This window comes from Arthrobacter sp. Rue61a (assembly GCF_000294695.2).
Taxonomy (GTDB): domain Bacteria; phylum Actinomycetota; class Actinomycetes; order Actinomycetales; family Micrococcaceae; genus Arthrobacter; species Arthrobacter aurescens_A.
On sequence record NC_018531.1, the window covers coordinates 4,652,067 to 4,679,066 of the forward strand.

General features: G+C 62.2%; 33 protein-coding genes. 17 read left to right on the forward strand and 16 right to left on the reverse strand.

What is annotated here, in order from left to right:
- Nucleotides 1-280 precede the first annotated feature (280 nt).
- The 4 genes from ARUE_RS21320 to ARUE_RS21335 form a co-directional block, all read right to left on the reverse strand.
- A complete protein-coding gene (locus ARUE_RS21320; RefSeq protein ID WP_014923285.1) occupies nt 281-934 on the reverse strand; it encodes a GntR family transcriptional regulator in 654 nt (217 codons plus the stop codon).
- 120 nt (nt 935-1,054) lie between these two features.
- Nucleotides 1,055-2,050, reverse strand: coding sequence for a transketolase family protein (locus tag ARUE_RS21325; RefSeq protein ID WP_014923286.1), 996 nt, complete (start codon nt 2,048-2,050; stop codon nt 1,055-1,057).
- Entirely contained in the window at nt 2,047-2,940 is an 894-nt protein-coding gene (locus tag ARUE_RS21330) for a transketolase (RefSeq protein ID WP_014923287.1), read from the reverse strand. Before ARUE_RS21330 ends, ARUE_RS21325 begins: the two co-directional genes overlap by 4 nt.
- Before the next feature lie 62 nt (nt 2,941-3,002).
- Nucleotides 3,003-4,340 (reverse strand): MFS transporter, encoded by a 1,338-nt coding sequence (locus ARUE_RS21335; protein ID WP_014923288.1) that lies wholly within the window; start codon nt 4,338-4,340, stop codon nt 3,003-3,005.
- A gap of 203 nt (nt 4,341-4,543) precedes the next feature.
- Here ARUE_RS21335 and ARUE_RS21340 point away from each other — a divergent pair, with 203 nt between their 5' ends.
- The 6 genes from ARUE_RS21340 (at nt 4,544) to ARUE_RS24270 (ending at nt 9,141) form a co-directional block, all read left to right on the forward strand.
- Nucleotides 4,544-5,386 carry a sugar phosphate isomerase/epimerase family protein gene (locus tag ARUE_RS21340; RefSeq protein ID WP_014923289.1) on the forward strand — a complete coding sequence of 281 codons (843 nt, stop codon included), beginning with the start codon at nt 4,544-4,546 and terminating at the stop codon, nt 5,384-5,386.
- A 29-nt stretch (nt 5,387-5,415) separates the two neighbouring features.
- On the forward strand, nt 5,416-6,189 hold the full coding sequence (locus tag ARUE_RS21345; protein WP_014923290.1) for an SDR family NAD(P)-dependent oxidoreductase: 774 nt from the start codon (nt 5,416-5,418) through the stop codon (nt 6,187-6,189).
- 34 nt (nt 6,190-6,223) lie between these two features.
- Nucleotides 6,224-7,960 (forward strand): dihydroxyacetone kinase family protein, encoded by a 1,737-nt coding sequence (locus ARUE_RS21350; RefSeq protein WP_014923291.1) that lies wholly within the window; start codon nt 6,224-6,226, stop codon nt 7,958-7,960.
- Nucleotides 7,961-7,970: 10 nt separating this feature from the next.
- On the forward strand, nt 7,971-8,429 hold the full coding sequence (locus ARUE_RS21355; RefSeq protein ID WP_014923292.1) for a ribose-5-phosphate isomerase: 459 nt from the start codon (nt 7,971-7,973) through the stop codon (nt 8,427-8,429).
- Nucleotides 8,430-8,514: 85 nt separating this feature from the next.
- Nucleotides 8,515-8,898, forward strand: a complete 384-nt coding sequence (locus tag ARUE_RS21360) for a DUF1304 family protein (protein WP_014923293.1) — start codon at nt 8,515-8,517, stop codon at nt 8,896-8,898.
- A gap of 48 nt (nt 8,899-8,946) precedes the next feature.
- A complete protein-coding gene (locus tag ARUE_RS24270; protein ID WP_162486202.1) occupies nt 8,947-9,141 on the forward strand; it encodes a hypothetical protein in 195 nt (64 codons plus the stop codon).
- Between the two features lie 16 nt (nt 9,142-9,157).
- Here ARUE_RS24270 and ARUE_RS21365 read toward each other — a convergent pair whose 3' ends face one another.
- Together ARUE_RS21365 and dnaB are read right to left on the reverse strand one after the other, a co-directional pair.
- Nucleotides 9,158-9,880: a hypothetical protein gene (locus ARUE_RS21365; RefSeq protein ID WP_014923295.1), complete on the reverse strand. Its 723-nt coding sequence runs from the start codon at nt 9,878-9,880 to the stop codon at nt 9,158-9,160.
- Between the two features lie 99 nt (nt 9,881-9,979).
- The gene (gene dnaB, locus ARUE_RS21370; protein ID WP_011776730.1) at nt 9,980-11,368 is read right to left on the reverse strand and encodes a replicative DNA helicase; all 1,389 of its coding nucleotides are present in this window, start codon (nt 11,366-11,368) and stop codon (nt 9,980-9,982) included.
- Nucleotides 11,369-11,960: 592 nt separating this feature from the next.
- Between dnaB and ARUE_RS21375 the strand changes: the two genes are divergently transcribed.
- From ARUE_RS21375 to ARUE_RS23470, 3 genes are read left to right on the forward strand one after another with little or no spacing between them, the layout of a single operon-like run.
- Complete coding sequence (locus ARUE_RS21375; protein ID WP_014923297.1) at nt 11,961-12,434, forward strand: hypothetical protein; 474 nt, start codon at nt 11,961-11,963, stop codon at nt 12,432-12,434.
- Between the two features lie 7 nt (nt 12,435-12,441).
- Nucleotides 12,442-13,017, forward strand: coding sequence for a hypothetical protein (locus ARUE_RS21380; protein ID WP_014923298.1), 576 nt, complete (start codon nt 12,442-12,444; stop codon nt 13,015-13,017).
- 29 nt (nt 13,018-13,046) lie between these two features.
- Nucleotides 13,047-13,472 (forward strand): acyl-CoA thioesterase, encoded by a 426-nt coding sequence (locus tag ARUE_RS23470; protein WP_014923299.1) that lies wholly within the window; start codon nt 13,047-13,049, stop codon nt 13,470-13,472.
- Between the two features lie 52 nt (nt 13,473-13,524).
- Here ARUE_RS23470 and ARUE_RS21390 read toward each other — a convergent pair whose 3' ends face one another.
- Nucleotides 13,525-13,881, reverse strand: a complete 357-nt coding sequence (locus ARUE_RS21390) for a TFIIB-type zinc ribbon-containing protein (RefSeq protein ID WP_286139956.1) — start codon at nt 13,879-13,881, stop codon at nt 13,525-13,527.
- Between the two features lie 145 nt (nt 13,882-14,026).
- Between ARUE_RS21390 and ARUE_RS21395 the strand changes: the two genes are divergently transcribed.
- The gene (locus ARUE_RS21395; protein WP_286140391.1) at nt 14,027-14,467 is read left to right on the forward strand and encodes a MepB family protein; all 441 of its coding nucleotides are present in this window, start codon (nt 14,027-14,029) and stop codon (nt 14,465-14,467) included.
- Here the strand turns inward: ARUE_RS21395 and ARUE_RS21400 are convergent.
- On the reverse strand, nt 14,453-15,079 hold the full coding sequence (locus ARUE_RS21400) for an FMN reductase (RefSeq protein WP_043470896.1): 627 nt from the start codon (nt 15,077-15,079) through the stop codon (nt 14,453-14,455). The genes ARUE_RS21395 and ARUE_RS21400 overlap by 15 nt on opposite strands.
- 91 nt (nt 15,080-15,170) lie before the next feature.
- Nucleotides 15,171-15,338, reverse strand: a complete 168-nt coding sequence (locus ARUE_RS25040; RefSeq protein WP_353580104.1) for an alpha/beta hydrolase — start codon at nt 15,336-15,338, stop codon at nt 15,171-15,173.
- On the opposite strand from ARUE_RS25040, the gene ARUE_RS24850 reads away from it, so the two are divergent.
- A complete protein-coding gene (locus tag ARUE_RS24850; RefSeq protein ID WP_014923302.1) occupies nt 15,294-15,446 on the forward strand; it encodes a hypothetical protein in 153 nt (50 codons plus the stop codon). The two genes, ARUE_RS25040 and ARUE_RS24850, sit on opposite strands and share 45 nt — an antisense overlap.
- Before the next feature lie 44 nt (nt 15,447-15,490).
- On the opposite strand, the gene ARUE_RS21410 is transcribed toward ARUE_RS24850, so the two are convergent.
- Complete coding sequence (locus tag ARUE_RS21410) at nt 15,491-16,567, reverse strand: alpha/beta hydrolase (RefSeq protein WP_014923303.1); 1,077 nt, start codon at nt 16,565-16,567, stop codon at nt 15,491-15,493.
- Between the two features lie 228 nt (nt 16,568-16,795).
- On the opposite strand from ARUE_RS21410, the gene ARUE_RS21415 reads away from it, so the two are divergent.
- The 5 genes from ARUE_RS21415 to ARUE_RS21435 are packed head-to-tail and all read left to right on the forward strand — an operon-like array spanning nt 16,796 to nt 22,466.
- The gene (locus ARUE_RS21415) at nt 16,796-18,238 is read left to right on the forward strand and encodes a GntP family permease (protein WP_043470899.1); all 1,443 of its coding nucleotides are present in this window, start codon (nt 16,796-16,798) and stop codon (nt 18,236-18,238) included.
- A 43-nt stretch (nt 18,239-18,281) separates the two neighbouring features.
- Nucleotides 18,282-19,532 carry a CaiB/BaiF CoA transferase family protein gene (locus ARUE_RS21420; RefSeq protein ID WP_011776738.1) on the forward strand — a complete coding sequence of 417 codons (1,251 nt, stop codon included), beginning with the start codon at nt 18,282-18,284 and terminating at the stop codon, nt 19,530-19,532.
- Nucleotides 19,529-20,506, forward strand: coding sequence for a hydroxymethylglutaryl-CoA lyase-like TIM-barrel protein (locus ARUE_RS21425; RefSeq protein WP_014923305.1), 978 nt, complete (start codon nt 19,529-19,531; stop codon nt 20,504-20,506). Before ARUE_RS21420 ends, ARUE_RS21425 begins: the two co-directional genes overlap by 4 nt.
- A gap of 2 nt (nt 20,507-20,508) precedes the next feature.
- Nucleotides 20,509-21,498 (forward strand): 2-hydroxyacid dehydrogenase, encoded by a 990-nt coding sequence (locus ARUE_RS21430; protein ID WP_014923306.1) that lies wholly within the window; start codon nt 20,509-20,511, stop codon nt 21,496-21,498.
- Nucleotides 21,495-22,466 (forward strand): glycerate kinase, encoded by a 972-nt coding sequence (locus ARUE_RS21435; protein WP_014923307.1) that lies wholly within the window; start codon nt 21,495-21,497, stop codon nt 22,464-22,466. Before ARUE_RS21430 ends, ARUE_RS21435 begins: the two co-directional genes overlap by 4 nt.
- Nucleotides 22,467-22,475: 9 nt before the next feature.
- Here ARUE_RS21435 and ARUE_RS21440 read toward each other — a convergent pair whose 3' ends face one another.
- Together ARUE_RS21440 and ARUE_RS21445 are read right to left on the reverse strand one after the other, a co-directional pair.
- Nucleotides 22,476-22,925 (reverse strand): SRPBCC family protein, encoded by a 450-nt coding sequence (locus ARUE_RS21440; RefSeq protein WP_011776742.1) that lies wholly within the window; start codon nt 22,923-22,925, stop codon nt 22,476-22,478.
- Nucleotides 22,926-23,005: 80 nt separating this feature from the next.
- A complete protein-coding gene (locus ARUE_RS21445) occupies nt 23,006-23,299 on the reverse strand; it encodes a DUF4287 domain-containing protein (RefSeq protein WP_011776743.1) in 294 nt (97 codons plus the stop codon).
- A 122-nt stretch (nt 23,300-23,421) separates the two neighbouring features.
- Between ARUE_RS21445 and ARUE_RS21450 the strand changes: the two genes are divergently transcribed.
- On the forward strand, nt 23,422-24,309 hold the full coding sequence (locus ARUE_RS21450) for a hypothetical protein (protein ID WP_286139959.1): 888 nt from the start codon (nt 23,422-23,424) through the stop codon (nt 24,307-24,309).
- A 6-nt stretch (nt 24,310-24,315) separates the two neighbouring features.
- Here ARUE_RS21450 and ARUE_RS21455 read toward each other — a convergent pair whose 3' ends face one another.
- From ARUE_RS21455 to ARUE_RS21465, 4 genes are read right to left on the reverse strand one after another with little or no spacing between them, the layout of a single operon-like run.
- Nucleotides 24,316-25,215, reverse strand: a complete 900-nt coding sequence (locus ARUE_RS21455) for a diacylglycerol/lipid kinase family protein (RefSeq protein WP_011776745.1) — start codon at nt 25,213-25,215, stop codon at nt 24,316-24,318.
- Nucleotides 25,216-25,247: 32 nt separating this feature from the next.
- Nucleotides 25,248-26,003: a class I SAM-dependent methyltransferase gene (locus ARUE_RS21460; protein WP_014923309.1), complete on the reverse strand. Its 756-nt coding sequence runs from the start codon at nt 26,001-26,003 to the stop codon at nt 25,248-25,250.
- Entirely contained in the window at nt 26,003-26,173 is a 171-nt protein-coding gene (locus tag ARUE_RS24525) for a hypothetical protein (protein WP_014923310.1), read from the reverse strand. The genes ARUE_RS21460 and ARUE_RS24525 overlap by 1 nt, the downstream gene beginning before the upstream one ends.
- A 24-nt stretch (nt 26,174-26,197) precedes the next feature.
- A complete protein-coding gene (locus tag ARUE_RS21465) occupies nt 26,198-26,989 on the reverse strand; it encodes an IclR family transcriptional regulator (RefSeq protein ID WP_014923311.1) in 792 nt (263 codons plus the stop codon).
- Nucleotides 26,990-27,000: the final 11 nt, after the last annotated feature.

Sequence of the window (27,000 nt, forward strand, 5' to 3'; positions counted from 1 at the left end):
AGTCAAACAGTACATCGGCCTCTTTGATTGCTTGCAATCAATATCACCAAATGATGCTGGCTGCATGGAAATCACTCAGCAAGGGCATTAGTCGCGACCACGTAGAAGCGAAAGGAACCTTCCACTGATAGACGGTATGGGCCGCATATAGTCAGGTTCTGGATTCAATCAAACGGCTTGCTACTTCAATTTCCAAAAGGGCACACATTTTTCCAGTGCAGCTTTTAGTCCACATAGATCAAATCAAGACAAGCATGTCTTTCAGCGAACCAGGGTAAATCTAGCCGACCAGGTTTTCGGCCGCGACGTCCATGTGAGCGATGATCGTCTCCCGCGCTTTCGCAGCGTTCCCGGTCTCAATGGCGGCCACAATGTCGTGATGCCGCCCGACGCTCATGTTCCGGGTGGCGCGTTCCAACCCTGCGAACATGATGGACATCCGGATGGAGCCCTCCAGTGATTCCCACGAGTGCAGGAGGGTTTCGTTTCCGGACAGGCGGCAGAGCGTGCGGTGGAACTCCAGGTCGGATTCGATCCGCTCCTCCAGCGAGGACTTGGCAGCCTTTTCCATAGTGTCGACGGCGGCACGCAACTCTGCGAGCGCGGCGTCCTTGTCCGGCATGTCACTGAGGGTCCTGGCGGCCAACGATTCCAGAACCCCGCGGACTGCGAAGATGTCCCGGATTTCCTTGACGTCCAGATGCCGGACGGACATGCGGCCCCGTGCTCCCGCGGAGATCAGACCTTCTTGTTCCAGCTGGCGCAGGGCTTCACGGAGGGTGCCGCGGCTGATTTGCAGCATGTCCGAGAGCTCGGTTTCCACGAGGTGCCGCCCGGGTTCGAGTTCACCGCTGGTGATCGCGGTCCGCAGCGCTGCGAGCGCTTGTTCACGGAGGCTCTTCTTCTCAAGTCCCAGCAGGGATGCGGTGGCCATGATGTGTCCTCGGTTCTATGGGCAACTGCTGACAGTCCGGTGTTAACAGTTGATACTACGGGCAGGAGTGCGGGAGGAGCATTACATCCCCTTCCGCACTCCGGCCGGAAAATATGAAGTTCAGCCGAGTTCCGCCAGCACCTTGGCCACTATCCGGTCCACGGACAGTCCGTAGCGCTCGTGCAGCGTCGGCAGCGCACCGGCGTCGAGGAATTGGTCCGGAAGCGCGATGGGAACCACGCGCTTGCCGAGACCGGCGGTGACGACGGCGGACGCAACAGTTTCGAACAGACCGCCGACAACGGTGTGGTTCTCCAGCGTGACAGCAAGCCGGCCGGTGTTCAGCTCCGCGAGTACGGTGGCCGAGTCGAAGGGTTTGATGGTGGGCGTGTGCACCACGGCCACATCCACGTTATGGGCAGCCAACGCATCCGCGGCCTGCAGCGCACGCATGGTCATCAGGCCGGAGGAAACGAACACCACATCGTTGCCGCCACGGAGGACTTTGGCTTTGCCGAGCTCGAATGTGTAGTCGTACTCATCCAGGACCGTGGGCACGTTGCCGCGCAGCAAGCGCAGGTACGTGGGCCCATCGGAGGCCGCAAGCTGGGGAACAGCCTGCTCGATGTCCACGGAGTCACAGGGGTCCACGATGGTGAGGTTAGGCATGCCGCGGAAGATCGCCATGTCCTCGGTGGCCTGGTGGCTGGGTCCGTAGCCGGTGGTCAGGCCTGGGAGCCCGCCGATGATATTGACGTTCAGATTGGGCTCGGCGATGTCGAGGCACAGGAAGTCATACGCACGCCGGGCCGCGAACACTGAGTACGTGGAAGCGAACGGGATCAGCCCGGTCTCGGCCATGCCTGCGGCCGCACCGAACAGGAGCTGCTCGGCCATTCCCATCTGGAAGAACCGTTCCGGGAAGGCCTTGGCGAAGATGTGCATGTCCGTGTACTTGCCGAGGTCCGCGGTCAGGCCCACGATCCGGGAATCAGCCTCGGCGGCTTTGACCAGCGCATGCCCAAAGGGAGCGGAGGTGGTCTTTTGGCCGGGATCAGCGAAGGACGCGATCATGGCAGAGGTCTTGAGCTTTGCTTTGGTGGTAACTGTGCTCATGCTGAAGCCGTCCCTTCGTATCCTGCGGTCAGCTGTTCGCGGCAAATCTGCCACTCGTGTTCTTCGATGCGCATGAAGTGCGCCTTTTCACGGGTTTCCAGCAACGGCACGCCGCGCCCAACCTTGGTGTCGCAGAGGATCACGGACGGCTGTCCGGAAGCAGCCGAGCGCGCCGCGATGTTGTCGAATGCTGCCAGCAGCGCACCGACGTCGTTCCCGTCCACGCGCTGGGTGTACCAGCCGAACGATTCCCACTTCTCGGTGACCGGTTCGGTACGGAGCACGGTGTCCGTGGCGCCGTCGGCCTGGAGGGCGTTGATGTCCACCATGGCCGTCAGGTTGCCGAGCTGGTGGTGGTGCGCACCCATGGCGGCCTCCCATGTTGAACCCTCGTCGAGTTCGCCGTCGGAAAGGAAGTTGATCACGCGGGACGCAGAGCCCTGAAGACGCAGGCCAAGAGCCATGCCGACGGCGATGGTCAGGCCGTGGCCCAGCGAGCCGCCGGAGATTTCCATTCCGGGGGTGTACGTGGACATGCCTGACATCGGCAGGCGGGAATCGTCGGAACCGTAGGTTTCCAGCTCGGTTACCGGAACGATTCCGGCTTCGGCCAGTGCCGCGTAGTGCCCGATTGCGTAGTGCCCGGTGGAGAGCAAGAAGCGGTCGCGGCCCTCCCAGTGCGGGTCTTCAGCACGATATGTGAGCTGGTCGGCGTAGACGGCGGCCAGCATGTCTGCGGCGCCGAGCGCCTGGCCAACGTAACCCTGGCCTTGGACCTCGCCCATGGTCAGGGCGTAGTGGCGGATTCGGTAAGCGGCGGCGCGGATGCGGTCGACGCGCTCGGGCGTGGGAGCGGCCACGGGTGCCGCTTCAACTGATGAGAGAGTCACTGGTTTCCTTCCGGAGTCCGGCGCGTACCGATGGGGAGAACGCGCCGACGTCGAGGGGTGCTTTAGGCGTTTATGGTCTGGGGAGTTTTGCTGGCGGCTTCTACGGCAAGCTCACGCTCACGCTTGCCCCAGGTTTCCCGGGTGATGAGTGCTGCCCACAGGCCGATGGCTGCGTAGATGCTGAACAGCAGGGCCGGTCCCATCCAACCCATGCTGACGAACAGCAGGGTGGTGATGAAGGGGGTGAAGCCGGAGACCATGGCGGAGATCTGGTAGGACAGCGAGGCGCCGGAGGAGCGGGTCTTAGCTTGGAAGAGCTCAGGGAACCATGCACCTTGGGCGCCGGCCAGGGAATTCTGGCAGACAGCGTAGGCGATGACGATGGTGGCGATGATCAGGAGGAACATTCCGGTGTTGACCAGCATGAACATTGGGATGCCGAACACCACCGCGAAGGCCGTGGACCAGATGTAAACAGGGCGGCGACCCACGCGGTCCGTCAGTTTGCCCCAGTAGTAGGTGGCGAAGATTCCGATGCCCGCGGCGATGCAGAGTGCCACCAGGGTTTCGGTCTTGTCGGCCAAATTGTTGGTGTGCAGGTAAGAGATCATGTAGGTCACGGACACGGCGTAGCCGGCAGTTTCAGCGATGCGGAGGCCGATGCCCCGGACGATGTTGCGCCAGTCAGTCTTGATGACCTCAACGATGGGGGACTTCACGATGTCGCCCTTGGCCTTGACGTCCTCAAACACAGGGGACTCGGGAACCTTGGAACGGATGATGAGGCCGACTGCCACCAACACGATGCTGGCGAGGAACGGTACACGCCAGGCCCATTCGCTGCCGAGCCCCACGCTGCTGAGGAAGACGAGGTTGGCGAGCAGGAGGCCAACGGGGAAGCCGGCCTGCACGATGCCCGTGAACTGCCCCTTCTTCCGCCATGGTGCGTGCTCGTAGCTCATCAGGATGGCACCGCCCCATTCAGCACCGAAGGCCAGGCCTTGGATGATGCGGACCAGGACTAGGAGTGCTGGAGCGAGCAGCCCCACTTGGGAGTAGGTGGGGAGGAGGCCGATGGCGAAGGTTGCCAGCCCCATGAGGATGAGCGATGCCACGAGGACGGGTTTGCGGCCGAGCTTGTCGCCGAGGTGGCCACCGATGATGCCACCCAGTGGACGGGCAGCGAAGCCGACGCCGAGGGTCGCGAAGGAGGCCAGGGTGCCAGTCACCGGGTCAGCACCCGGGAAGAACGCTGTACCGAAGTACAGAGCGGCGGCGGTGCCGAAACCGATGAAGTCGTAGGTTTCAATGACTGCGCCAACGCCGGAACCGACGGCGACGCGCTTTGCTTCCTTGGTTCCATGAACCGGACCACGCATGGTCAGAGCTTCATTGCTCATAGTGTCTTTCCCTTTCAAAAGTGCGGCGCATCTTCGGCCACCCCACTGTCGACAGTCAACATAATACGTCAACTGTGACCGAGGACACCAGCAATGTCAACAGTCAACTTCAAAGGTTGACTGTTGACAGTCAGCGCCGATAACGTGGTGTCCATCACTAAGGTCCCTCTCTGGCGAGGGCCCCAACTTGAGGATCAACGACGATGTTTCATCAACGACTGGGCTGCTCGTCCATCAGCTTCCGCCACCAGGATCTACCCACCGCCCTGCACACCATGCGCGGCCTCGGCTTCGAGGAAATCGATCTCGGCGCGCTCCCGGGCGTCTGCGACCATGTGCCGTACGTACTGGACGCCGAGGCAGTGAAGGCGGTCGCCGCCGTCGTCAATAACTCAGGACTGCGCGTTCGTTCGGTCAACGGCGACATCGGGAACCTGAACGCAACGCTCGACGCCGGTGCGCAGGAAGCGCGCGAACGGCACCTCGAGATGCTGCTCACCTTGGCGGCCAAGACTGGCGCTGACGCGCTGGTACTCCCGTGCGGCGCTATCGACCACGATCCCTTGCAGAGCCTGGAAGAAGACATCGACGTTGTAGCAGCCCAACTGATTCATGCCTCTGTTCGCGCCAAAGAGTTCGGCGTCGAGCTGTGGACCGAATCCCTGCACTACTACCGGCTGTGCTGGAACACCGAACGCGCGCAGCTGCTCGCCGACCGGCTTGCCGGCTCCGACGTGGGAATCGTCATGGACTTCAGCCACATCGTCGCCTCCGGCGGCGACCCCGTGGACTTCGTGGACCGCTTCGCCGCGCGCGTAAAGCACGTCCACCTGCGGGACGCCGTGCCAGCCACTGACAACGAGCCGGGAAACATCAACCTCAGCATCGGCAACGGCAAGGCCGATTTCACTGCCGGACTCGCAGCGCTGAGGGACATGGGCTACGCCGGCCACTTCTCCCTGGAACTCGAAACCCGGGACGTCACCCACGAAGAGCGCCCCGCGGCCGCGGCAAAAGCCGCCAGCTTCATCACAGACCTCATCTAAACCGCGTCATCTCAAATTCAAGGAGCACCATGACTACCATCCAGCGCACCGCCGTCCTCACCGGAGCTACCTCCGATCGCGGCATTGGCCTGACCACCGCCCGCCGCTACGCCAACCAGGGCTGGGGCATCGTGATCCTGGACCTCGACGGCGAGAAGTCCGCCAAGGTTGCCGCCGAGATCGCCAACGAATTCAACGTTCCGGCCTTCGGCTACGAGATCGATGTTGCCAACGAAGCGTCCGTCACCACAGCCCAGGCCGCGGTCGCAGCAGAAGTTGCCGCCGGAAACCTCCCGCCCGTTGGGGCCCTGGCAAACATCGCCGGCATCACCTCCCCCGTTCCGTTCCTGGAGACCACGCTTGAGCTCTGGCACAAGGTCATGGACGTCAACGCCACGGGCACCTACCTGGTTACCAAGGCCTTCCTGCCGGACATGATCGCCAACGGCTGGGGCCGGATCGTGAACATGTCCTCAGTCTCCGCCCAGCGAGGCGGCGGCGTGTTCGGCAAAGTTCCCTACTCCGCAGCCAAGGCCGCCATCCTCGGCTTCACCAAGGCACTCGCCCGGGAAATCGGCGAGACCGGCGTGACCGTCAACGCCATCACTCCCGGCGCCGTGGACACCAACATCCGCGTCGGCAGCACCGACGAGCAGGAAGCCGCCATCAACGCCGGCATCCCGCTGGGTCGCAACGCGACCACGGAGGAAGTAGCCGCCGTCATCACATTCCTCTCCTCCGAGGACTCCGCTTACCTCACCGGCACCACCATCGACATCAACGGCGGCAGCCACATCCACTAATTCGAGCTGCTCGAAGGAAAAACCAGGACCCACCATGACCAGAATCTTCAACGATCCCGCCGACTTCGCTGACGAAGCCCTCGCCGGTTTCTGTGACGCCCACTCGGACCTCGTCCGCCACGTGGAAGGCGGTGCAGTCCGCCGCGGCCGCACAGCGACTCCGAAGGTCGCCGTCATCACCGGCGGCGGCTCGGGACACTACCCGGCATTTGCCGGCATCATCGGACCGGGCTTCGCCGACGGTGCCGTGGTGGGCAACATCTTCACCTCACCCTCGGCCCAGCAGGCCTACTCTGTGGCCAAGGCCGCCAACTCCGGAGCCGGCGTCGTGTTCAGCTACGGCAACTACGCCGGGGATGTCATGAACTTCGGCATGGCCAGCGAACGCCTGAATGCTGAGGGCATCCCGACGGAGAACGTGCTGGTCACAGACGACATCGCCAGCGCCTCCCCCGAGGAGATCGAGAAGCGCCGCGGCATTGCCGGGGACTTCGTGGTTTTCAAAGTCATGGGTGCTGCTGCCGAAGCCGGGCTGGACCTCCACTCCGTGGTTCGTTTGGGGCGCAAGGCGAATGAGTTCACGCGAACCATCGGCACGGCATTCAGCGGCTGCACCTTCCCCGGCGCCGAGCAGCCCTTGTTCCGCCTTCCCGAAGGACAGATGGGCCTGGGCCTGGGTATCCACGGCGAGCCTGGACTGTTCGATACCGAGCTGCCGTCCGCCGTCGAGCTCGGCCAGGAACTGGTCCGACGGGTGCTGGCGGAACCTCCTGCGAGCGATTCAACGCGGCTGGCCGTGATCCTCAACGGGTTGGGTTCCACCAAGCACGAGGAACTGTTTGTCCTCTGGCGTACCGTGGCCCCGCTGCTTCGCGAGGCCGGCTATACGCTAGTGATGCCGGAAGTGGGAGAGCTGGTGACCAGCCTGGACATGGCCGGGGCCTCGCTGACGCTGACGTGGTTGGACGAGGAACTGGAGCAGTACTGGACCGCTCCCGCCCTGACACCGGCATACCGCAGGGGTGCGGTTGGTTTTGACGTGGCATCCGCTGACGCGGATGAAGCTGACGTGGACGCCCTCACCGCTGCCGACTACTCCTCAACAGAGGCCTCGCGTGCCTACGCCGCACAGTGCCTGCGAGCCGTGGACACCACGACGGCCTTGTTGCGTGACTCCGAATCGCTGCTGGGCGACATGGATGCGATCGCCGGAGACGGCGACCACGGCCGAGGCATGGTCCGCGGATCCGCGGCAGCACTCGAGGCCGCGGCTGTTGCTTTTGAACGCGGCGCCGGCGCTGGTTCGCTACTGGCCGCTGCCGGCGATGCGTGGGCAGATAAGGCCGGCGGCACGTCGGGCGTCCTCTGGGGTGCCGGACTGCGCGCCTTTGGCGAACGGTTGGGAGACGCAGAAACCCCGACGCCGGACGTCCTCGCCCAGGCTGTTCGAGCCTTCGCGGACCGCATCGCGAGCCTCGGGAAAGCCGAAATCGGCGACAAGACCATGATGGATGCACTGCTTCCCTTCGCGTCCTCGCTGGAGGACCGCATCTCCTCCGGCACTGTTGCGGAGGACGCTTGGGCAGCTGCCGCAGCCGAAGCCACAACGGCTGCTGCGTCCACCGCGGAACTTCCCCCGCTCAAGGGCCGTGCCCGGCCGCTGGCCGAAAAGAGCATCGGCACGCCGGATCCCGGGGCGACGTCGCTCGCCATGGTGTTCGCCGCCGTCGGGCCCCATTTCACAGCCGTCCCTGGCCCCGCTACCAACTAGGAGAATTTTCATGCGCATCATTGTGGGCGCCGACGAAGCCGGCGTTGATTACAAAGACCGGATCATGGCCGATCTTGAGGCCGACTCCAGGATCACCGAAGTGATCGACATCGGAGTGAACCGCGCGGATGAGGACTTCACCAGGCCCTACCCCTATGTGGGCATCGCCGCCGGTGAAATGATCCGGGACGGCAAGGCTGACCGGGCCATCCTTTTCTGCGGCACGGGAATCGGCGTGGCAATCGCGGCCAACAAGGTTCCGGGCATCAGGGCCACGGCAGCCCATGATTCGTTCTCCGTGGAGAGGTCCATCCTGTCCAACGACTGCCAGGTCCTCACCATGGGCCAACGCGTTGTGGGCGTGGAACTGGCCCGTCGCTTGGCCAAGGAGTGGATCGGCTACGCCTTCGATCCCTCCTCGGGGTCGGCCGCCAAGGTGAAGGTGCTCAGCGACTTCGAGGGCTGCTAGAGCCTCTTGAACGGCGCTGCCTCGTCGGCGTATTCTCCACAAACAGGCATTGGGGTTTACTGGCTCCGATCTGGAGGGCGCGCTCATGAATCTACTAAGCCAGATTTTCGCCGGGGGCACTGCCCTGGCCCTGATCAGCGTGGGCTTGTTGGAGATATTCCGGCACGGCGATCAGCGACTCCACCGGATTTTCCTGATCGAACCTGATGATGTTCGGGCCGTACGCATGTGGGCAATGAACGTTGGCGCCTACAACATGGCCTTCGGACTGGGGATCGCCACCGGACTGTGGATGGTGAACGTCGGTGGGCAAACGGCCGGCGGCTCGGCGATTGTGATCTTCTGCTGCGCCAGCCATATCTTTCTAGGTTTCTGGCTGTGGGTCACGGAGAAACGCCTGCTCATCAGCGCCGTTGGACAGGCGCTCTTTCCAGGCCTGGCAGTGATCTTCTATATGTTGTTCGGCTAACCGAACCCTAGCCTCGGTTGGGAGGAAGATTTCCAGGCCACAGGAAACTTGGTTCGCCCGATTGCGCTCGGCATGGCTGCCACGCATCTGGCGGCCGGAGATTCTGTGATCATGCCGCAGTTTCTCGACGCCGAGGACGAAGCCTTGTTGTTTCGGCGTGCTGCTACAGAGGCAGGCGCCGGCTTTAGCCACTTCGTCGGGCACCAAAAAGGGCTCTACCGGCGGATGAATTTACGCCGGTAGAGCCGTCTTGGGTGTACTACTTGATGAGCGCGGCTGCCTGGTCCAGGAGTGCGCCGGCTGCTTCCGGCCCACCGACTGCACCTTCTGTACCGGATGAGGTTGCAGAGATCAGGACACCGTCTTTGATCACGTGCGCGGTGTAGATTGCTCCTGTTTTTCCATCAGGAGTGACCATGAGGGTCTTGAAAGCAGCCGTGCCTGGCACGCTTCCCACGCCATCTACCTTCTCGGTGGAAGTGGTGACTGACTGACCTTCCGCGGTGAATGTCACTTTCTTGCATGCCTCTGCCTGAGATTTGCGTGTGTCCACGTTCTCCTGCAGGAGCGCGACGTCCACGCCTGAGGTAAGCGACACGTTGCTGAAGAAATCGTTGGTTTTGGTCCGTGCCGTGCCGGCAGTGGTCGATCCTGCTACAGGCTGGGGCACTCCCAGGTTGCCGAGGTCCTTGCACCCGGCCGGTTCGACCGCCACTTTGCCAAAGGTGTCCGTGATCGGGTCGAACTGATCCAGAAGCTCCTCACCGGAAAGGACAGCAGGGCTGCTGCCGTCGGAAGCCTTGATCTGCTTGACCAACGCCACGAGCTCTTCATCGGTGTACTGCTTAGCAGGCGTGGGCGCAGCTGTGGCAGTTTCGCTTGCCGGGGCCGACGCTGGTGCTGCCGCGGTACCCCCACCACATGCGGTCAACGCCACGACCATCAGTGTCGATGCCCCAAGTCCGATCAGCGAATACTTCATGTGTGTTCCCCCAAATTAGTTTCATTGATACGCCCGCAGACACGGACTAAACAACACTACTGGCCTGACTCCTCCCATGAGGGCAGGCCACGCAGCCTGCTAGAAGCCGCCGCCACCAGCACTCGTTTCGCCCGCCATGTTGGCAAAGCGCGAGTAGTGGCCCTGGAACGCCACAACGATGTCCTTGGTTGGACCGTTACGGTGCTTGGCGATAAGGATGTCGGCCTCGCCGGCGCGGGGTGATTCTTTGTCGTACACGTCTTCGCGGTGCAACAGGATCACCATGTCGGCGTCCTGCTCGATGGAGCCGGATTCACGGAGGTCAGAAACCATCGGGCGCTTGTCCTGGCGCTGCTCGGAACCACGGTTCAGCTGTGACAGGGCGATGACGGGAACCTGCAACTCCTTGGCCAGTAGCTTGAGGGCACGCGAAAACTCGGAGACTTCCTGCTGGCGGGATTCCACCTTTTTGCCGGAGCTCATGAGCTGGAGGTAGTCGAGGATGACGAGTTTGAGGTCGTGCTGCTGCTTCAGGCGGCGGCACTTGGCCCGGATCTCCATGAGGGACATGTTGGGGCTGTCATCGATGAACAGCGGAGCGTCGTTCATGCGGCCCATGGTGGTGGCGATCTTGGACCATTGCTCGTCCTTGATGGTGCCCTTACGGAGGTCCTGCAGACCGATCGTGGCTTCTGCGGAAAGAAGGCGCATGGCGATCTCGTTCCGGCCCATTTCCAAAGAGAACATGACGGTGGCCAGGTTGTTCTTGATGGCGGCCGAACGCGCGAAGTCCAATGCGAAGGTGGACTTACCGACGGCCGGGCGTGCCGCGATGACAATCATCTGGCCCGGGTGCAGGCCGTGCGTCAGCTCGTCCAGCTCGTAGAAACCGGTGGGAACGCCGGTCATGCCCTCGCCGCGGTGGCCGGAGGCCTCGATCTCATCCACGGTGGATTCCATGACGTCCTTCAACGCCACGTAGTCTTCCGCCGTACGCTTTTCAGCCACCGCGTACACCTCGGCCTGGGCCTGGTTGACGAGGTCTTCCACTTCGCCGTCTTGGCCGTAGCCCATCTGGACAATTTTGGTTCCGGCGTTGACAAGGCGGCGCAGCACTGCGCGTTCCGCAACAATCTCGGCGTAGTAACCGGCGTTGGCAGCAGTAGGGACTGTTTGGATGAGCTCGTGGAGGTAGGCAGGGCCTCCGATCCGGTTGATCTCGCCACGCTTGGTCAGTTCATCCGAAACGGTAACGGCGTCGGCGGGTTCGCCACGGCCGTAGAGATCGATGATGGACTCATAGATGGTCTCGTGTGCGGGCCGGTAGAAGTCGTGCCCGCGAACGATCTCAACCACATCGGCGATCGCGTCCTTGGAGAGCATCATGCCGCCGAGTACTGACTGTTCAGCAGGGATGTCCTGGGGAGGTTTCCGGCTCGAGTCCGAAGCGCGTGAGCCCTCGATTGAGTCCAAGTGCGTAACTGACAAAGCCGTCCTCCATTTGTGTACCGCTGCAGAGATGTGTTCCCTGGCGGCCCGTAAAGCGCAGTGCGTGGGCTACGGGTCCGTCTGGTGCATCTGACGATGGCAGGCAGGTCCGACAGAATAAGCCGTATCCACAAGTTATCCACAGTCGAATCCGTGGACCCGCTATAAGCACTGACTTTTTTGGAGTCCAAGAAACTCATCGCGGGCTATTCGTGCCCAAAATGGACACTTCAGACACGTTACAGCAGGCGGCTGACACCCCCTGTGGAAAAGCTGTGGAATACCAGTCCCACGTTGTGCACAGACTGTGCGTTACCCTGTGGATAGAGAAATTCTTTTCGAGGAAAATAGGCTCTGACCTGCGCAAACGTTCTTCACACGCTGTGGACTGGAGAAAGTTTTGGAGGGAATTAATCCACAGCGGCCACAGCTGATGGGGTCATTCCAGTGGGCGAAATCATGTTAAACATGCCGCAGATGTGATGCACCTTACATCGAGCGCCTTAATTTGACACAGGCCTCTCAGAAGCCTATGCCGGAAGTGGAATGTGCTGTGGATAACCAACTTCTGGCATAAGCTCTAATCATGGGGATGAACTTTGGTGACGTACTGACGATTGTCCTTCCGCTCCTTGTCTTAGTGGGCTTGCTGTGGGCGCTCACGGCGGCCTTCAAACCGCGCGACACAGGCGTCTCGGACGCTGAGAAGTATCAGCGCGAGCTGGCGGCACGTTCCGCTGCGCACCAAGCTTCCCAGGTGCAGGAGGCGCTGGCTCTCCGCGCGCGGATCGAAGCCACCACCAAGCCGAGCCAGAACGAGGCCAGCCATAGGGAACAGGCGGAGAACACCAGGACGGCCATCCAGGCACAAGCGGCACGGTCTCACGCTGCCGGCCAAACGGGACACCAGCCCGCCATACTTCCCAATGGTCAACTGAACCCTCAACTCGCCTTCGAGCTGCAGAACCTGGTTCGCAGTGGGAAAAAGATCGAGGCCATTAAGGTCCTGCGCCAGGCCACCCACTCAGATTTGCTTACCGCCAAGAACTACGTAGATCGGCTCTGACAACGCCATGGACTCCATCCTCATCCCGCTCCTGATCCTCATTGCGGTCATTGCGGGCGTGCTCCTGCTTATTCGCTCGTTCACCAAGCGCTCGGCGGAAAGCAAAGCCGACATCGCAGCAGCGAATGCCCCCAAGGACCCGGTGGAACTGGCCAGGGAGTCTGCGGCAAAGCTCAACCAAGAACAGCACCGGCAGCTTTACTCGCTCATTGCCCAGGGGCAGGGCATGGCGGCCATCAAGCTTTACTTGCAGGCCACCGGCGAGGGCCTGCGGGCTTCGCGTAACGCCGTAGGCGCGCTGGCGGCGCACCCGCAGCCATTCACACCGGAAGCTCCGGCCAAAGATTTGCTTGCCGACGATGACGACGAACCCGAACGTTTCCCCTACAGGTACCGGGCAATCGTCAGCAAAGGCGACGTCACCCGCGAAGTGAGCAGCAACATGCTCAACGACGAGATCTACGGACGTATCCGAACGCTGGCAAAAAGCGGTGACGTTGAGGGCGCGGCACTTGCGCTGACGCGCCACTCAGACATCAACATTAAGCAGGCCCGCGAGTTCATTGAACTTTTGGACGACTGACGTAGAGGAAGCCGTCGAGGGAGAGCTGAATGCCGGGGGCACCGATTGTTTACAAGAGCACACACCGGGTCAAGTTCTCAGAGCTCGATCCGTATAACCACGTGAACACGGGCGTCTACGCGTCGTACTACGCAGATCACCGGATGGAGGGCCTACGGGACTATGTTGGCTGGGATCTGGAGACCCTGGGCAAGCTGCCATTCATGGTCTGGGTCCGGAGAATGGAGATCGATTTTCTGCAGCCTGCCCGGGGCGATCAGGAGATTGTCATCACGTCGTTCGTGCGTGAGTTCCGCGGTTCCAGTGCATTCATCGAGTGCTCCATGACCGACGCCCGCGGAAATCCGGTGTCGCGCTGCCTCATGACCGTCGCCTTCGTCGACAAGGAAACGAGACGCGCGACGGACTGGCCTGCCGACGTTATGGCGCTGTTCTTCGAGAAAGAAACGTCCTGAGCGCATTCCCTGCCCGCCGTAGCGGAAACCACTTCCGGCCCGTCCACGGAAACTAAAAGTCGAACAGATCCCCCAGGAAGCCTTCCTTCTTCTTGCGCTTGCGGCCGTACTGGTCACGATTGCCCCCGTCGCGGCGATCGTAGTCCCTTCGGTCATAGTCGCGCCGGTCCCTATCGTCGTACCGCGGCTGCTGTGGCCGGGACTCGAAGGGGTTGTAGATAGGTGGCGGCGCGATGGGCGGCTGTGACGGCGCGGCGGCGGGCCGGGCAGGCGCGGGGATGGTTTCAGCCGCGACGCGATCAATGATCTTGTCCAGCTCCCCACGGTCCAGCCACACACCCCTGCACTGCGGGCAGTAGTCGATCTCCACGCCGCTTCGTTCGCTCATCACCAGGTCAATGGAATCCACAGGACACTTCATGTTTGCCCCAACGATCGGACCGGGCAATAAGTTCGGCCTGTCCAAGGTCCGGGATTCAGGAGGTGGGAAGCCCCGCATGCATACTGAACGGATGATTCATCCGGACGTCGTCGAAGCGCAGCGGCTTGTACAAATGCTTGGGAGGGAGTGTTCCCCGCCATCTCCCGAGGCAGACAACGCTGAATACGGAGCCGCAACCGCCACCAGCGGCCCAGGGCTGATCCGCTTCCGGGTTGGAAAGGTCACCCCCACCAAGGTGGGCTTGTTCGTTGCGGTGTGGCGTCGCGCAGCGGCCGGAGGAACGGAACCTTTCCCGGCGGACGGCCCTTCCGCGCACGACACAGACATTCTGGTGGTCTCAGTCCGGGAATCGGAGAACTCCGGTCATTTCCTCTTTCCCCGGTCCGCCTTGGTCACTCATGGAATTTGTTCCGTTAATGGCAGCGGCGGGAAGCGCGGGTTCCGCGTTTATCCTCCGTGGTCGGTGACGCCGAATCGCCGAGCACAAGTGACCCAAGAGTGGCAGGGCGCATTCTTCCACCACTCCCCCGCACGCCCCCTACCTGCCTGCTGAGATCCCGGCGAGCAACTGCTCGAACGGCAGCGACTCAAGTGCGTCATTCTTGCGGTGCGGCTGGGGGCCGCTGAGCAGCTGCACGAGTTCACCCGCGGCCCGGTCCACGCGCGCCGAGAGGGGCGACCCGCCGTCGTCGGTGTTTCCCCAGTCTTGGGGCCCTGCAAAGACGCCGGTAGCCGCGATCCTGGTGCGCAAGTAGCTGAACAGGGGACGCAAGGCGTAGTCGAGGACCATCTGATGGCGGTCAGTTCCGCCTGTGGCACCCAGCAGAACGGCTTTGCCCTCCAGCGACTTCGGGTCCAGGACATCGATAAATGACTTGAACAGTCCGCTGTAGGAGGCGCTGAAGACGGGACTGACGGCGATGATGGCGTCGGAATTCTCGACGCCGGCAATCACGTCCGCGAGGCGCGGTGCGGCATAGCCCGTGACGAAGTTATTGGCGATGTCCACGGCGAGGTCCCGCAGTTCGACGATGTCAATCGTCGCTTGGTACCCTGCCGCGCGCAGCTGCCGCTCGGCCGAGGCAGCCAGCTGGTCGGCCAGCAAGCGGCTCGACGACGGTACGCCGAGTCCGGCGGAAAGGACGGTGATGCGGCGGGTTTCCATGGCATTCTCCTGTTGCTCGTTCATCCAGCTTACATGCATTTGCATCTAAATCTATGAACAGGGGCATGCTCCGAAGTATTCCCGGGGGCAGTCAGGGAGTCCCGAGCTGCCTCAAGAACGCCACCGTGGCGGCAGAAATCTGCTCTTTCGCCACCTCGCGGTCCACCGTCGCTTCGCCGTCACCCGGCCGCGGGCCGTAGCTTCCAAAGAACGCATGATTCCCGCCCTGAACCTCGACGAAAGCAGCATCGAGGGGCAATACTCCCGGGAGGCGTCGATCTTCGCTGGCGTACTTAGCCCGTCTTCAGTGCCGGAGATGGACAGAACCTTCAGTCCCGCCCGATCACGCAAGGACTCCAAGGGATAGGAGCAATAGAGGAGCAAGCCGCTCACCTGCTTGGCGGCCCCTGACTACTGCCGCAGAGCGTGCGTGGACAGGAAATCGAACGTCCTGTCCCGCGCCTCGCGGGCCTCGTCAAAGTTCAGGTGGAACTGGTACTCGTGCGGCAACTCAGGCTCATGGGTGGCAGGCCAGAAGAGCTCGGTAACGGGAACCCCGGCATCCTTCAAGCGGTTGCTGTAGGGCACGGATTGCAACCACGTGAGGCCGTCACCATTACCACCGCTGATGAACGTTGGCGGGAAGTCCTCGGTCACGAAGTCAATGGTGGACATGGTGGCACCGGCGTAGGTAGCGGACCAGTCCTTGGTGCCCGTATAGGCCCAGAGTGACGTCTTGAAACCCCAGGCTACGATTCCGCTGAGGTCCGCCATGGCGCGGAGGTCGTAGACACCGCAGTGAAGGATGGTGGCCGCGAGATCCGACTTCTGAAGGGCGGGCTGGATTCCCATCAGATTCGCATACTCAGGGTTCACGGTGAGTGTGGTCATCTGGCTCGCGAGCTGCGCGCCGGCAGAGTCCCCGGCCAAGACGATGCGGCTGGTGTCCACGTTCAACTCAGTGGCGTTGGCTTTGATGTAGGCAAGTGCGTCGTTGATGTCCCGCACCGCCGTGGGATAAGTGGCCTCAGGAGCGATCGGATAACTCATGCCAATAGTGGTGTAGCCCTCAGCCGCGAGTATCTGAAGATACGGATTCACGTCGCGTTGGGCCCCGGAAATCCAGGCGCCCCCGTGAATCCACACCACAGTAGGTAGCGGCGCGGCAGTCCCTGCAGGACTAAAGACATCGAAAGTTGAACCGGGCTTGTAGGCGACACCCATCTCCGTTTGCAACGGCGTGTCCGGAATGTACGGCGTCATCTCGTCGATGGTCGCCTGTGCCCCGCGTTCAAAGACGCTTCGAATCAACATCGCGGAAGGCCACGGCGTAGCGGAAAGCGCCAGGAGGACTACCAGCACCAGCAGGATCGCCAGGTCCAGCTTCCGCAGCCGTGAGGATCGTTTTCGTGGAGGACGTGAACCTGAACCAGTAACCACTGTTTCGCCCTGCTTCGTGCTGGCTTGGATCGATTCCAACGGTCCCATCACACACTCCCCCGGTCGGTGTACCTGTGGACCATGCTAAGGCCGCAGGTTCGTTTCAGACGTCAGCCCCTTCCCAGCGCAGCGCAACCGCACAAAGAATCCACTTAGTTTCGGAATAAGCTTGCAATATGAGTTCAAACTCATAATATGGGATTAGTGGTGTGGCCTGCCTCACGGTGCGCATCAGATTCCAGCCTTCAGTGCGGAAGGCCCAACGATCGGATTCCCATGTCAGACATTGCTGTTCTGATCAACACAGCTGTCGCAGTTCTAGCGGCTGTCCTGTTGATCGTCCGCTTCCGGGTCAACCCGGTGATTTCCCTGATCCTCGCTTCCGTTTATCTCGGTCTGGCGGTGGGCCTCGGCGTCGAGAAAACCGTCAAAACCATCACCGGCGGCTTCGGCGAGATCATGGTGGACGTCGGCCTGCTCATCGCCTTCGGCGTCCTGATGGGCTCCATCCTCAACCAGAGCGGCGCGATCCGGCGCCTCGTGGAGCACCTTCTCAAGACCTTCGGGCCCAAGCGACTCCCCTACACCATGGGCTTGGCCATCGGAACGGTCCTGCAGTCGATCTTCCTGGACGTCTTGCTGGTCATCTCAGCACCACTTGCCCGCAAGCTGGCACCGAAAATCGGTAAGCTCGGCACGGCCCGAATGGCTACCGCCATGGCCATCGCGCTGGAGTGCGGCATCGTGTTCACCGTTCCCGGCGTCGCCTCACTAGCCTTGGCCGGCTTGCTGAACGTCCCGCTTGGCAAAATGCTCCTCTTCGGTTTGCTCCTTGTGATCCCCACGATCATCATCTCGATTGCCATCATGACCTTCCTGTTCCGCCGCGGATTCTGGAACGAGGCAAAGGACGAGGACCACACGTTCGTTGCCGAGGAAGACAGCGAAGGCGAGGAACCCACAGATGGTGGCGCAGCAACTGTCCCGCCCACGGCAAACAGTGAGCGTGGCACGGCTGCATCCAGCGCCCAACCCGCCGGCGGAAGCGTCGCCGTCGTCGAACGCGAACGCAAAGAAGCCCCGCTGATCCTGCTCTTCGCACCGTTGCTGACGTCCCTGCTCCTCATCGGCGCCGGGGCAATCCTTGAAATCCTTGAGATCTCAATGCCCTGGCTGCAGCTCCTCGGCGAGCCCGTGATTGCCCTCCTTATCGGTCTCATCGGGACCTGCTTGGTGACCCGTGCTGCCATCGGTCAGAAGAAGGTTGAGGAAGCCATCGCTGTTGGCTTCAAGGAAAGCGGTCAGATCCTCATCCTCACCGGTGTCGGCGGCTCGCTCGCCGCGACAGTTGCGGCAGCTGGCTTGGGTGACATTCTGGGCGGATTCTTCTCCGCCAGCACGGTGGCTCCGCTGCTGGTGGTCTGGGCCATCGCAGCAGTGCTGCACATCGCCGTCGGGTCCGTGACATTGTCCGCCATCACGGCTGCAGGGCTGCTGGCACCCATCGCTCCGGCCATTGGCCTTGATCCGGTACTGCTGGCACTCGCTGCCGGCGCGGGATCGCTCTTCATGGTTCACGTCACCAGCAACACGTTCTGGCTCCTGCAGTCACTTTTGGGTCAGAGTGTGAGGGGTGCACTCAAATCGGTCACGGTGGGAGTGTCCGTAGCCTCCGTGGTGGCGATCCTGCTGATCCTGCCCATGAGTCTGCTGTTCTGACCGACCCCGCCAACCGTCTACCCACCACGCACGAAAGAAGACCATGACACACCAAACAATCGCCCCTCTGGACGGCGTCCGGGTCCTGGAACTCGGCAATTACATTGCCGCACCTACGGCCGGCCGGCTACTCGCCGACTTCGGAGCTGAGGTCATCAAGGTGGAACGGCCGGGAACCGGCGACGAACTACGCAACTGGCGCCTGCACAAAGGCAACACGTCCATGCTGTACCGCACCCTGAACCGCAACAAAAAGTCAGTGGTCCTTGATCTCCGGACCGAGGCCGGCAAGCAGGCAGTGCTGGAGCTCGTGGCCAAGTGCGACATCCTTTTGGAAAACTTCCGCCCCGGCACCCTGGAAAAGTGGGGCCTGGGCCCCGAAGTCCTCAACGAAGCGAACCCGGACCTCATCGTTACCCGCATCTCTGCCTTCGGGCAGACGGGCCCGCTGTCCGAGCGGCCCGGTTTCGCCGCCGTCGCCGAAGCCTACGGAGGGTTCCGGAACCTGGTGGGTGACCCGGACCGCGCGCCGGTTCGCGTGGGCGTCTCGATTGGAGACTCGATTGCGGGCTTGTATGCCGCCTTCGGTTCCATGATGAGCCTGTACCAGCGTGAAGCACGACGCCGGGACTCGGCTGGTGCTGTTCCGCTCACCGAGCGCATCATCGACGTCGCGCTGAATGAGGCCATGTTCTCCATGATGGAATCGCTGATTCCGGACTACCAGGCCTACGGCGTGGACCGGCAACGTGTGGGTGGCCGGATGGAGGGCATCGCTCCTTCCAACGCGTACGTGTGCAAGGACGGTGCGAGCATCGTGGTGGCCGGGAACGGTGACTCGATCTACCAGCGGTACATGCAAACCATCGGCCGTCCGGACTTGGCGGAAGACCCTTCCCTGCAGACAAATGCCGGGCGCTGGGCCAAGCGTGAAGAACTGGATCAGGCCATCGGCGAATGGGCCGCCACGCTTTCCGGCGCCGAAGCCCTTGCATCCCTCGAAGCCGCCGGTGTTCCCGCAGGACCCATCTACACCGCGGCGGACATCAGCACGGACAGCCAGTACGCCGCCCGCAACATGATCCAGAAGTTCGACGTTTCCACTGGCGAGGAAATCCTTCCCGGCGTCGGATTCCCCGGCATTGTTCCAGTGATCGGGGACCAGTCCCTGCCCATCCGGAACCTGGGCCCGGACTTGGGCGAAAACACGCAAGAAATCCTTGGCGGGCTCCTGAACATGGATGCCACGCAGATCAATGCGGCCTCAGGCCGCGAGGAGGCCCTCCGACCATGAACCGCTTTGAAAGCCCCCTTGCTGCCACGCTGGGCAACGCCATCCTCAGGGACGTCACCCTGCGTGACGGACTCCAACTGACCGGCAAACTCCTGCCCACTGAGCAGAAGATCGAGACAGTCCGTGAGCTGCTGCGCCTGGGCGTGCCGGCCATCGAGCTCGGCTCCATGGCCCGCGCGGACTTGGTCCCCACCATGGCGAACACGCTGGAAGTGGTCCAAGCCCTCACCCCCGAGGAACTGGACAAGTGCTGGATCTGGGTAGCCACTCCCGGTCACGTCGCGAAGGCATCAGCCGCTGGTGCCCGCAACTTCCAGTACTGCCTGTCCGCCTCGGATTCGCACAACAAGGCGAACATCGGGCGCACCACTGATGAGAGCCTGGCCGCCTTGCCCGAGGCTATTGAGTACACCCGCGCAGTAAATGGCCAGATCCAGCTGTGCATTGCAACCTCCTTCACGTGCCCGTTCGAGGGTTATGTTCCGGAGGAGCGCATTCTTTCGATCGCCAACGATCCCCGCACTGAGGGCACCACGGACATCGTCATCTGCGACACCCTTGGACAGGCAGTGCCAGCGCAGGTATCCCGGCTAATCATCCGGGTCCGGGACGAGTTCCCTGCACGCCGGATCGTGTATCACGGCCACGACACCTGGGGCCTGGGCGTGGCCAACACTCTTGCCGCCATCCAGGCCGGTGCCGCAATGGTGGACGGTGCCCTCGGTGGACTGGGCGGCTGCCCGTTCGCACCCGGCGCGAGCGGCAACACCTCCAGCGAAGACATTCTTTTCGCAACACGTCCCGAGTGGCTGACCCCGGATGTCTTCGGCGAACTTGTAGTGCTTTCGGAAAAACTGTTGGCGGAACTGGGCGAACCGAACCGCTCCAAGGCTGCCCAAGGCGCGCGTTCCAAGGCTGAGGCCTTTGACTGGGTCATGCCATCCGCCCAGCCTTCCGCCACAGGAGGCAACTAGGCATGGGGAACCACTACCTGGTCACCACAGCCATTCCCGAGCCCGGCCTGCAGTTGCTGTCCGACGCCGGTCAGGTGACCGTACTGCCGGACCCACCGGACTACGCGACGCTCGCCGCGCTGTGCGCCTCCGACGATTACGACGTAGTGCTCACCCAGTTGCGCGACGTCATTGACGAACCACTGCTGGCGAAGGCCCGGGTGAAGGGTGTTTCCAACTACGCAGTGGGCTACAACAATATCGACGTGGACGCCGCCACCCGGCACGGCATCCTGGTGGGCAACACCCCGGGTGTCCTGACAGATGCGACGGCGGACGTTGCCATGCTGCTGATCCTCGGCACCGCACGCCGCGTGGTGGAATCGGACCGTGTGGTCCGTGATGGGAAATTCCTTGGGTGGGAACCTGAGTTCATGCTGGGCCGGGACGTTTCCGGTGCTGTGCTTGGCTTGGCCGGATTCGGCAGGATCGCCCGCGCCGTTGCCCGACGCGCCCTGGGCTTCGGCATGGAAGTGCTCTTCTCACCACGGCCGCCCGGCGACCGGCCGGTTAGCGATGAGGAACTCGGCGAATTCGCGGGCAAGGTCCGGCAGGTACCGTGGGATTCTCTGGTGGAGCGCAGCGATTTCCTGTCCCTGCACGTCCCCCTCAACGAGCAGACCCGGCACCTGGTGGACGCAGATGTTTTGGGCCGCATGAAGTCCGACGCCATCCTCATAAACACCGCCCGCGGCCCTGTGGTGGACGAGTCGGCGCTGGTTGAAGCCTTGCGCAACGGAGTGATCGGCGGGGCTGGTTTGGATGTGTTCGAGGACGAGCCTCGACTCGCGGCCGGCCTTGCCGAACTCCCCAACACGGTCCTCCTGCCTCACGTGGGCAGCGCAACCGTGCCGGTCCGCGCCGAAATGGCCAGGCTCAGCGCCCTCAACGCGATCGCCATCGCCGAAGGCCGCTTGCCGCTCCATCCCGTCAACCCGCTTTCGCGAGCATGACCATACTGGTGGCCCCGGACAGTTTCAAGGGAACATACACGGCAGCAGAGGTGGCGGCGGCCATCGCGGCAGGAATTCACGACGGCGGCGGCTCGGCTACGCAGCTTCCCGTCGCCGACGGCGGCGAGGGGACTTTCGAGGCGCTCTGCCGCAGCCTTCGCGCCTCTCCGGTGAGTGTCGACGTCGTCAATTCCTGGGGTGAGCCGCTGCGGGCCATACTTGGGCTGGCCGCGGACGGAACCGCCGTCGTCGAGGTTGCGCAGGCTAGCGGGTTGTCGGCCGCGCGCACTACTCCGCAGGACGCGATGTCGGCCAGCACCTATGGCACCGGGCTCCTGCTCTCCGCGGCAGTCAACCTCGGAGCAAAACACATCCTGGTGGCTGCGGGTGGTTCGGCAACCACCGACGGAGGTACAGGCGCTGTGCGGGCAATCACCGAAAACGGCGGGCTTGGCGACGCCCGCCTGACCGTTCTTTCGGACGTCACCACTACGTTCTTGGAGGCCGCGCGGGTCTTCGGGCCGCAGAAGGGCGCGGATCCAGCCACGGTCCTTTTGTTGGAGGAGCGCTTGGAGCGCCTGGCTCCCTCACTTCCGCGCAACCCTTCCGCCGTCCCCCGTACCGGGGCTGCGGGTGGGCTGGCCGGCGGGCTGTGGGCGCACTTCAACGCCGAACTGGTATCCGGCGCCGACGCCGTGTTGGATGCCGCCAACTTCGATTCTTTGCTGGGTACTGCCGAAATCGTGGTGCTGGGTGAGGGACGTTTAGACTCGCAGACAGGAGAGGGAAAGATCATTTCGGCCATCTTGGAGCGTGTGCGTCAATCAGGACGGGAAGTTCCGGTGGTGGCAGTGGTGGGGTCTGTTCACGAGGACCTGGGCAGTTATGCACTGAACTTCGCGGACGTCATGGTGGCAACCGACGTTAACGCCATGCGGGCTGCGGGCACGGCAATCGCGTCGCTTTAGTTCTGGTTGTTAGTTTGTCCTTCCGGCCCCTCCCGCAGCCATAAGTTCCAGGCGCCTGAGGGTCTCGCGGTTTCGTACTGAGATCATGGGATCCCGAAGGGCTTTGGGGACCACTTTTCCCGGGCCGCGCACTGCGTCTTCGGCAATGGAGACGCGGCATTGGGAGCCTCCAAGGTCCTCCAGCGTGATCAGCACCTTGGCCTCGCCCATGGGCCAGCCCCGGGCAAGCAGCTCCAGCTTTCGGCCCGCTTCCATGGCGGTGACGCTGGTGCTGTCATCGATAAGGAAAGGCCACGAGCCTACGGAATGGTGCAGCTTTGAGCCCACTTGTGGCCATTGGTCGTCCACGGCGCGGATCCTCGAGGCACCCACAACCCAGCCCGGATAGAGCCAGCCGTCTTCGATGACCTTCCAGATGTCAGTGGCGGGGGATTTGAACAGCTGCGTCACGGTGGACATGGTATTCCTCTCAGCGTGCTCATCTGGAAGTAACTTAAGACCAAGCTAAGCATGCTTAGTGTTGGCCCGCCACTCTCGCATCAAGTAGCCGGTTTGCTGGCCTTGCCGTCCAACCAAAGCGTGTCCGACTCGTCCCGGTGCGTCCCATCCGTTCCTACATGCTTACTGTCGATCTTGGGGCCCTTCTTGATGACATGCACAAGCGCCATACCGTGGCCACGGCCAAGATCGTAATCGGCTTTGAGCCATTCAAGAATGGTCCCCGCCTTCACCGACGGGTCCTTGAAGCCCTTGGCGTCCGCGATTTCAACCAGTTGCCGCGGGGTAAGCCCGGTTTTGTCTTCAATGGCGTCAAGGTAGGCCTGGAAGGACATCAGTGTTGCCTTTCGCTTTTTCTTTCATGGGCGGATCTCATAATTGGTGACTCTACGTGATGGGGCCGACATCAAAAACGCTTCGGGTACCGGCTGCTTGCCTGCGCCCCTACACTGATCGCATGGTGTGCCGAGGGTGGCGTTCTTTCGCGGTAGGCATGGCCGTCGTTCTCGCCCTGCCGCTCCTTGCTGGGTGTAATTCACCTGACTCAGAACCGCAACCCACCACCGGAAATGCAGGCCCCATCACTGTTGAGATCAATCAGTCCAGGGACCAATACGGCAAGCAAGCCATCCAGATTCAGCTCACCAACACTACGGATTCGCCACTGACCGTGACCGGGGCCCTACTGCACTCCACGCTGTTTGAAGGCGACATCACCTGGGAGCCCACGGAGGGCAGCCTTGAGTTGCCACCCCGCCAGCCCAAGAGCCTTCCTGCGGCCTTGCCGACTGCGGCATGTGGGACGTCATCTACAGATTCGAGCCGAGAAGCGGAGGCCCGGATCAGCTACTCAGAACCGGGCAAGGAACTCGCGGAGGAGTACGCCAGCGCTTCCGATCCCTTCGGCGTCCTGACCAGGAACGCCAGCGAGCTGTGCACCGCAACGGAAGCAACCGCCGTCGCCACCATAGTTTTGGACCCGGAACTGGAAGTGGCCGCAGACGGTCGCACCGCCGTCGTGCGCCTTGTCATCACGCCACGCACGGGAGGGGCGGCTCAAAGCCTGACCATTGAATCGATCGACGGAACCACGTTACTGGCGGAATCCCCCACTGCCCCTTGGCCCAGGAACGTCGCGGTGGGCATGGTGAAGCAGGAACTGCCGCTGACCATCCGACCAGCCCGCTGTGATCCTCATGCTGTGGCTGAAGACAAGGTGGGAACCCTCCTGCCGTTGAGGATCACTGTGGGCGAACGGCAAGGCGTGCTGAAGATTGCGGCGTCGAATGAGTTGCGAGGCAAGATCTACGACTTCGTCACCTCAGCCTGCGCCGGGGCGGGCTAAGCGGGCCTAACCAAGGGTAGCCAAGGCTTGAGGAGCGCTCTCCACAGTGACCTTGACGTTGGCTTCCACGCTCTTCACCTCGCCGTCCATTTGGTACGGCAGCGGCTTGAGCGTGGTGAATTCGTAGCTGCTCACGCTCGGCTGATCGCCCAGCCCCTGCGTAGTGGCTTTGAGGGCCGTCAAAAGAACGCGCCACTTGGGCATGTGCGGAAAGACGATGACTTCAAACTTTCCGTCAGACGGGTGGTCCTCTGCTTCACTGAGCGTGGCGTACTTAGCCATCTCATTGATATTGGCGAAGACAAGGCTGTCGAACTTGCGGCGCTTCCCATCAGACTGGCGAATGGCGAAGGGCTGGAACTCGGAGAAGGACTTGATGACCGTCACCATCTCCTTCAGCGCGCCCTTGCTGCCCTTTTCAAGCTCAGTGGCCACCACCGGGGTGAGGCCAAATCCGATATAAGAATGTGCGTATTCAAGGGGCTCATTCTCTTTTTGGCCCGTATGAATGCGGAGAAGGTCAATGTTGTGAACCCGGCCCTCGGCAATGGCCTCTTCAAGGGGCTTGGTGCCGATAATCCGGCTATGGTCATTGGCATTGCCCGCGGCCAGTACTGCTGCGACGGCCCGCGGGTTGTCGGCCTGCATCACACCGTTGACAACCTCGTTGTAGCCGCCATCTCCACTGACGGAAACCACAAGAACATCGCCGCCCTTTGAGGCCGCTTCCCGCGCCAAGTCCACCGCGTGCCCGGCGTGCTCCGTGGGCTGGAGGGTGATTTCGGGCTGGTACGTGAGCAGCTCCTTGAGCTTGCCATGCAACTGCTGCGCCAGCTCAGGCGCGTCCCCGGTGCTGTTGGGATTGAAGATGATGACAATCGACTCGAAAGTCCGTGCAGAATCCATACGTGCTCCTCCTAGGTGCGCCCTTTTAACCTCTACCCAATTCGCTGGGCGTCAATCAGGTGCCGGGTGGAGTGAGCGATGAAGGGGCGGCCAGCTCTCATCTGTTCATCCAACTCCTTGAGTCTGTCACGATAGCCCTCCACGGAGAAGTCGGGCACCCACCACACACACTTGCGCAGGGTCCACACCACAGCGCCGACGTCGAAAAACTCCATCCGGCACCGGGCCGTGCGGAGGTCAGTTATGGTCAGGCCGGCAGCTTCCGCTGCCGCTGACTCGGCCTGCGGGTCGCGGCCCTTCCGTTGTTGCGGCAGCGGACCGAGGAAGTGCTCAATGAGTTCAAACGCCGACGCCGGGCCAACATGTTGGGCGAAATAGTGGCCGCCGGGGGCCAATACTCGGTGGATCTCATCCCAGTCCGGACGAACGGGGTGCCGGGCTGTGACCAACTCGAATGACTCGTCAGGGAACGGCAACGGTGCGTCCGCGGTCACCTCAACCACCTCAACCCCGCGTGGACCGAGCCTTTCAACAGCGCGCCGTGCGTTGGGCGGCCATCCCTCAGTGGCAGACATACGTTCGGGAAATTCGCCGGCCTCCGAGAGGACCTCTCCCCCACCGGTATCAAGATCAAGGGCGCTCCGGACTGTGGCAAGTCGACCGGCCAGCAATTTTGCGAATCCCCAAGGCGGCCTTTCTTCGGTGGCCCTCCCATCCAGCCAGTGGAATCCCCAGCCTGTCACGTCGGCTTCGGCAGCCTCGTTCACCAAGGTTTCGAAGTCCCTCATCAGTGCCTCATCTTTTTCTCTGCTGCGAGTTGTGCAGCAACTTTGCCCATCAGGCTGTACGGAATCGGCTTGGCCAGTGGAAACTTCAGCGTCCCCTCCTGGAGGACCTGCTGAGTTGGCTCAGGCTGCGCTGAGATATAAGCATCCACGGTGGGATGTTTCTCAGACATTGCATTCTCCCTACGGTTGTAGATTCAGCTCTCGCCGGGGAACCGGCCACCAATCAGCCTTGTCATGTGCTCAGCTGTCGCCAGAAGGGGTTCAACCCAGGCCTCGCACGTCTCCAATGGCATTCTCAGCGTCGGTCCACTGATGGTCACGGCCCCCACCAAGCCCGCGGCGGAGTCGAAAACCGGTGCGGACAGGCCGGACGCGCCGTCTTCCCGCTCACCCACCGTGATGGCGAAACCATCCGCGTGGGTCTTCTTGACGGCTGCCTCAAGTTCCTCGGAGCTGGTGATGGTGTAGTCAGTGATGGATTCCAAGGGGTCCCGCAGGACAGCTTCCATCAGCTCCGGGGACCAAGCGAGCAGTACCCTGCCCGCTGAACCTGCGTGGAGCGGCACGATCTTGCCCAGATGCATCTCGCGACGCAGCGCGTGATGGGTATCGGCCATGGCGACGCACACCCGGTAGTGCTGCTCGGCTTTGAAGAAGCAGGCCGTTTCGCCCGTGGTATCCCTCAGGGTCTTGAGCAAAGGACTCAGGATGTCCACAACCTCCATGCCCCGGGTTGCAGGAGCCGCCCAGTACGCCATCCGCATGCCGATGCGGTAGGCGTCGCCCTCGCGGTCAAGGAAACCCTGCGATGTCAGATTCGTGACCAGCCGCTGCACTGTGGACGTGGGCATGCCGGTGAACTCTCGGATATCAGCCAACTGCAGCACCGGCTTGGACAAGGAAAAGGCATCCAAGATGGAGGTGATCTTGCCCAGGACAAGCAAAGGGTTGCCGTTGGCCTTCGTGGAAGCATCGGATACTGACATAGGACTCACGC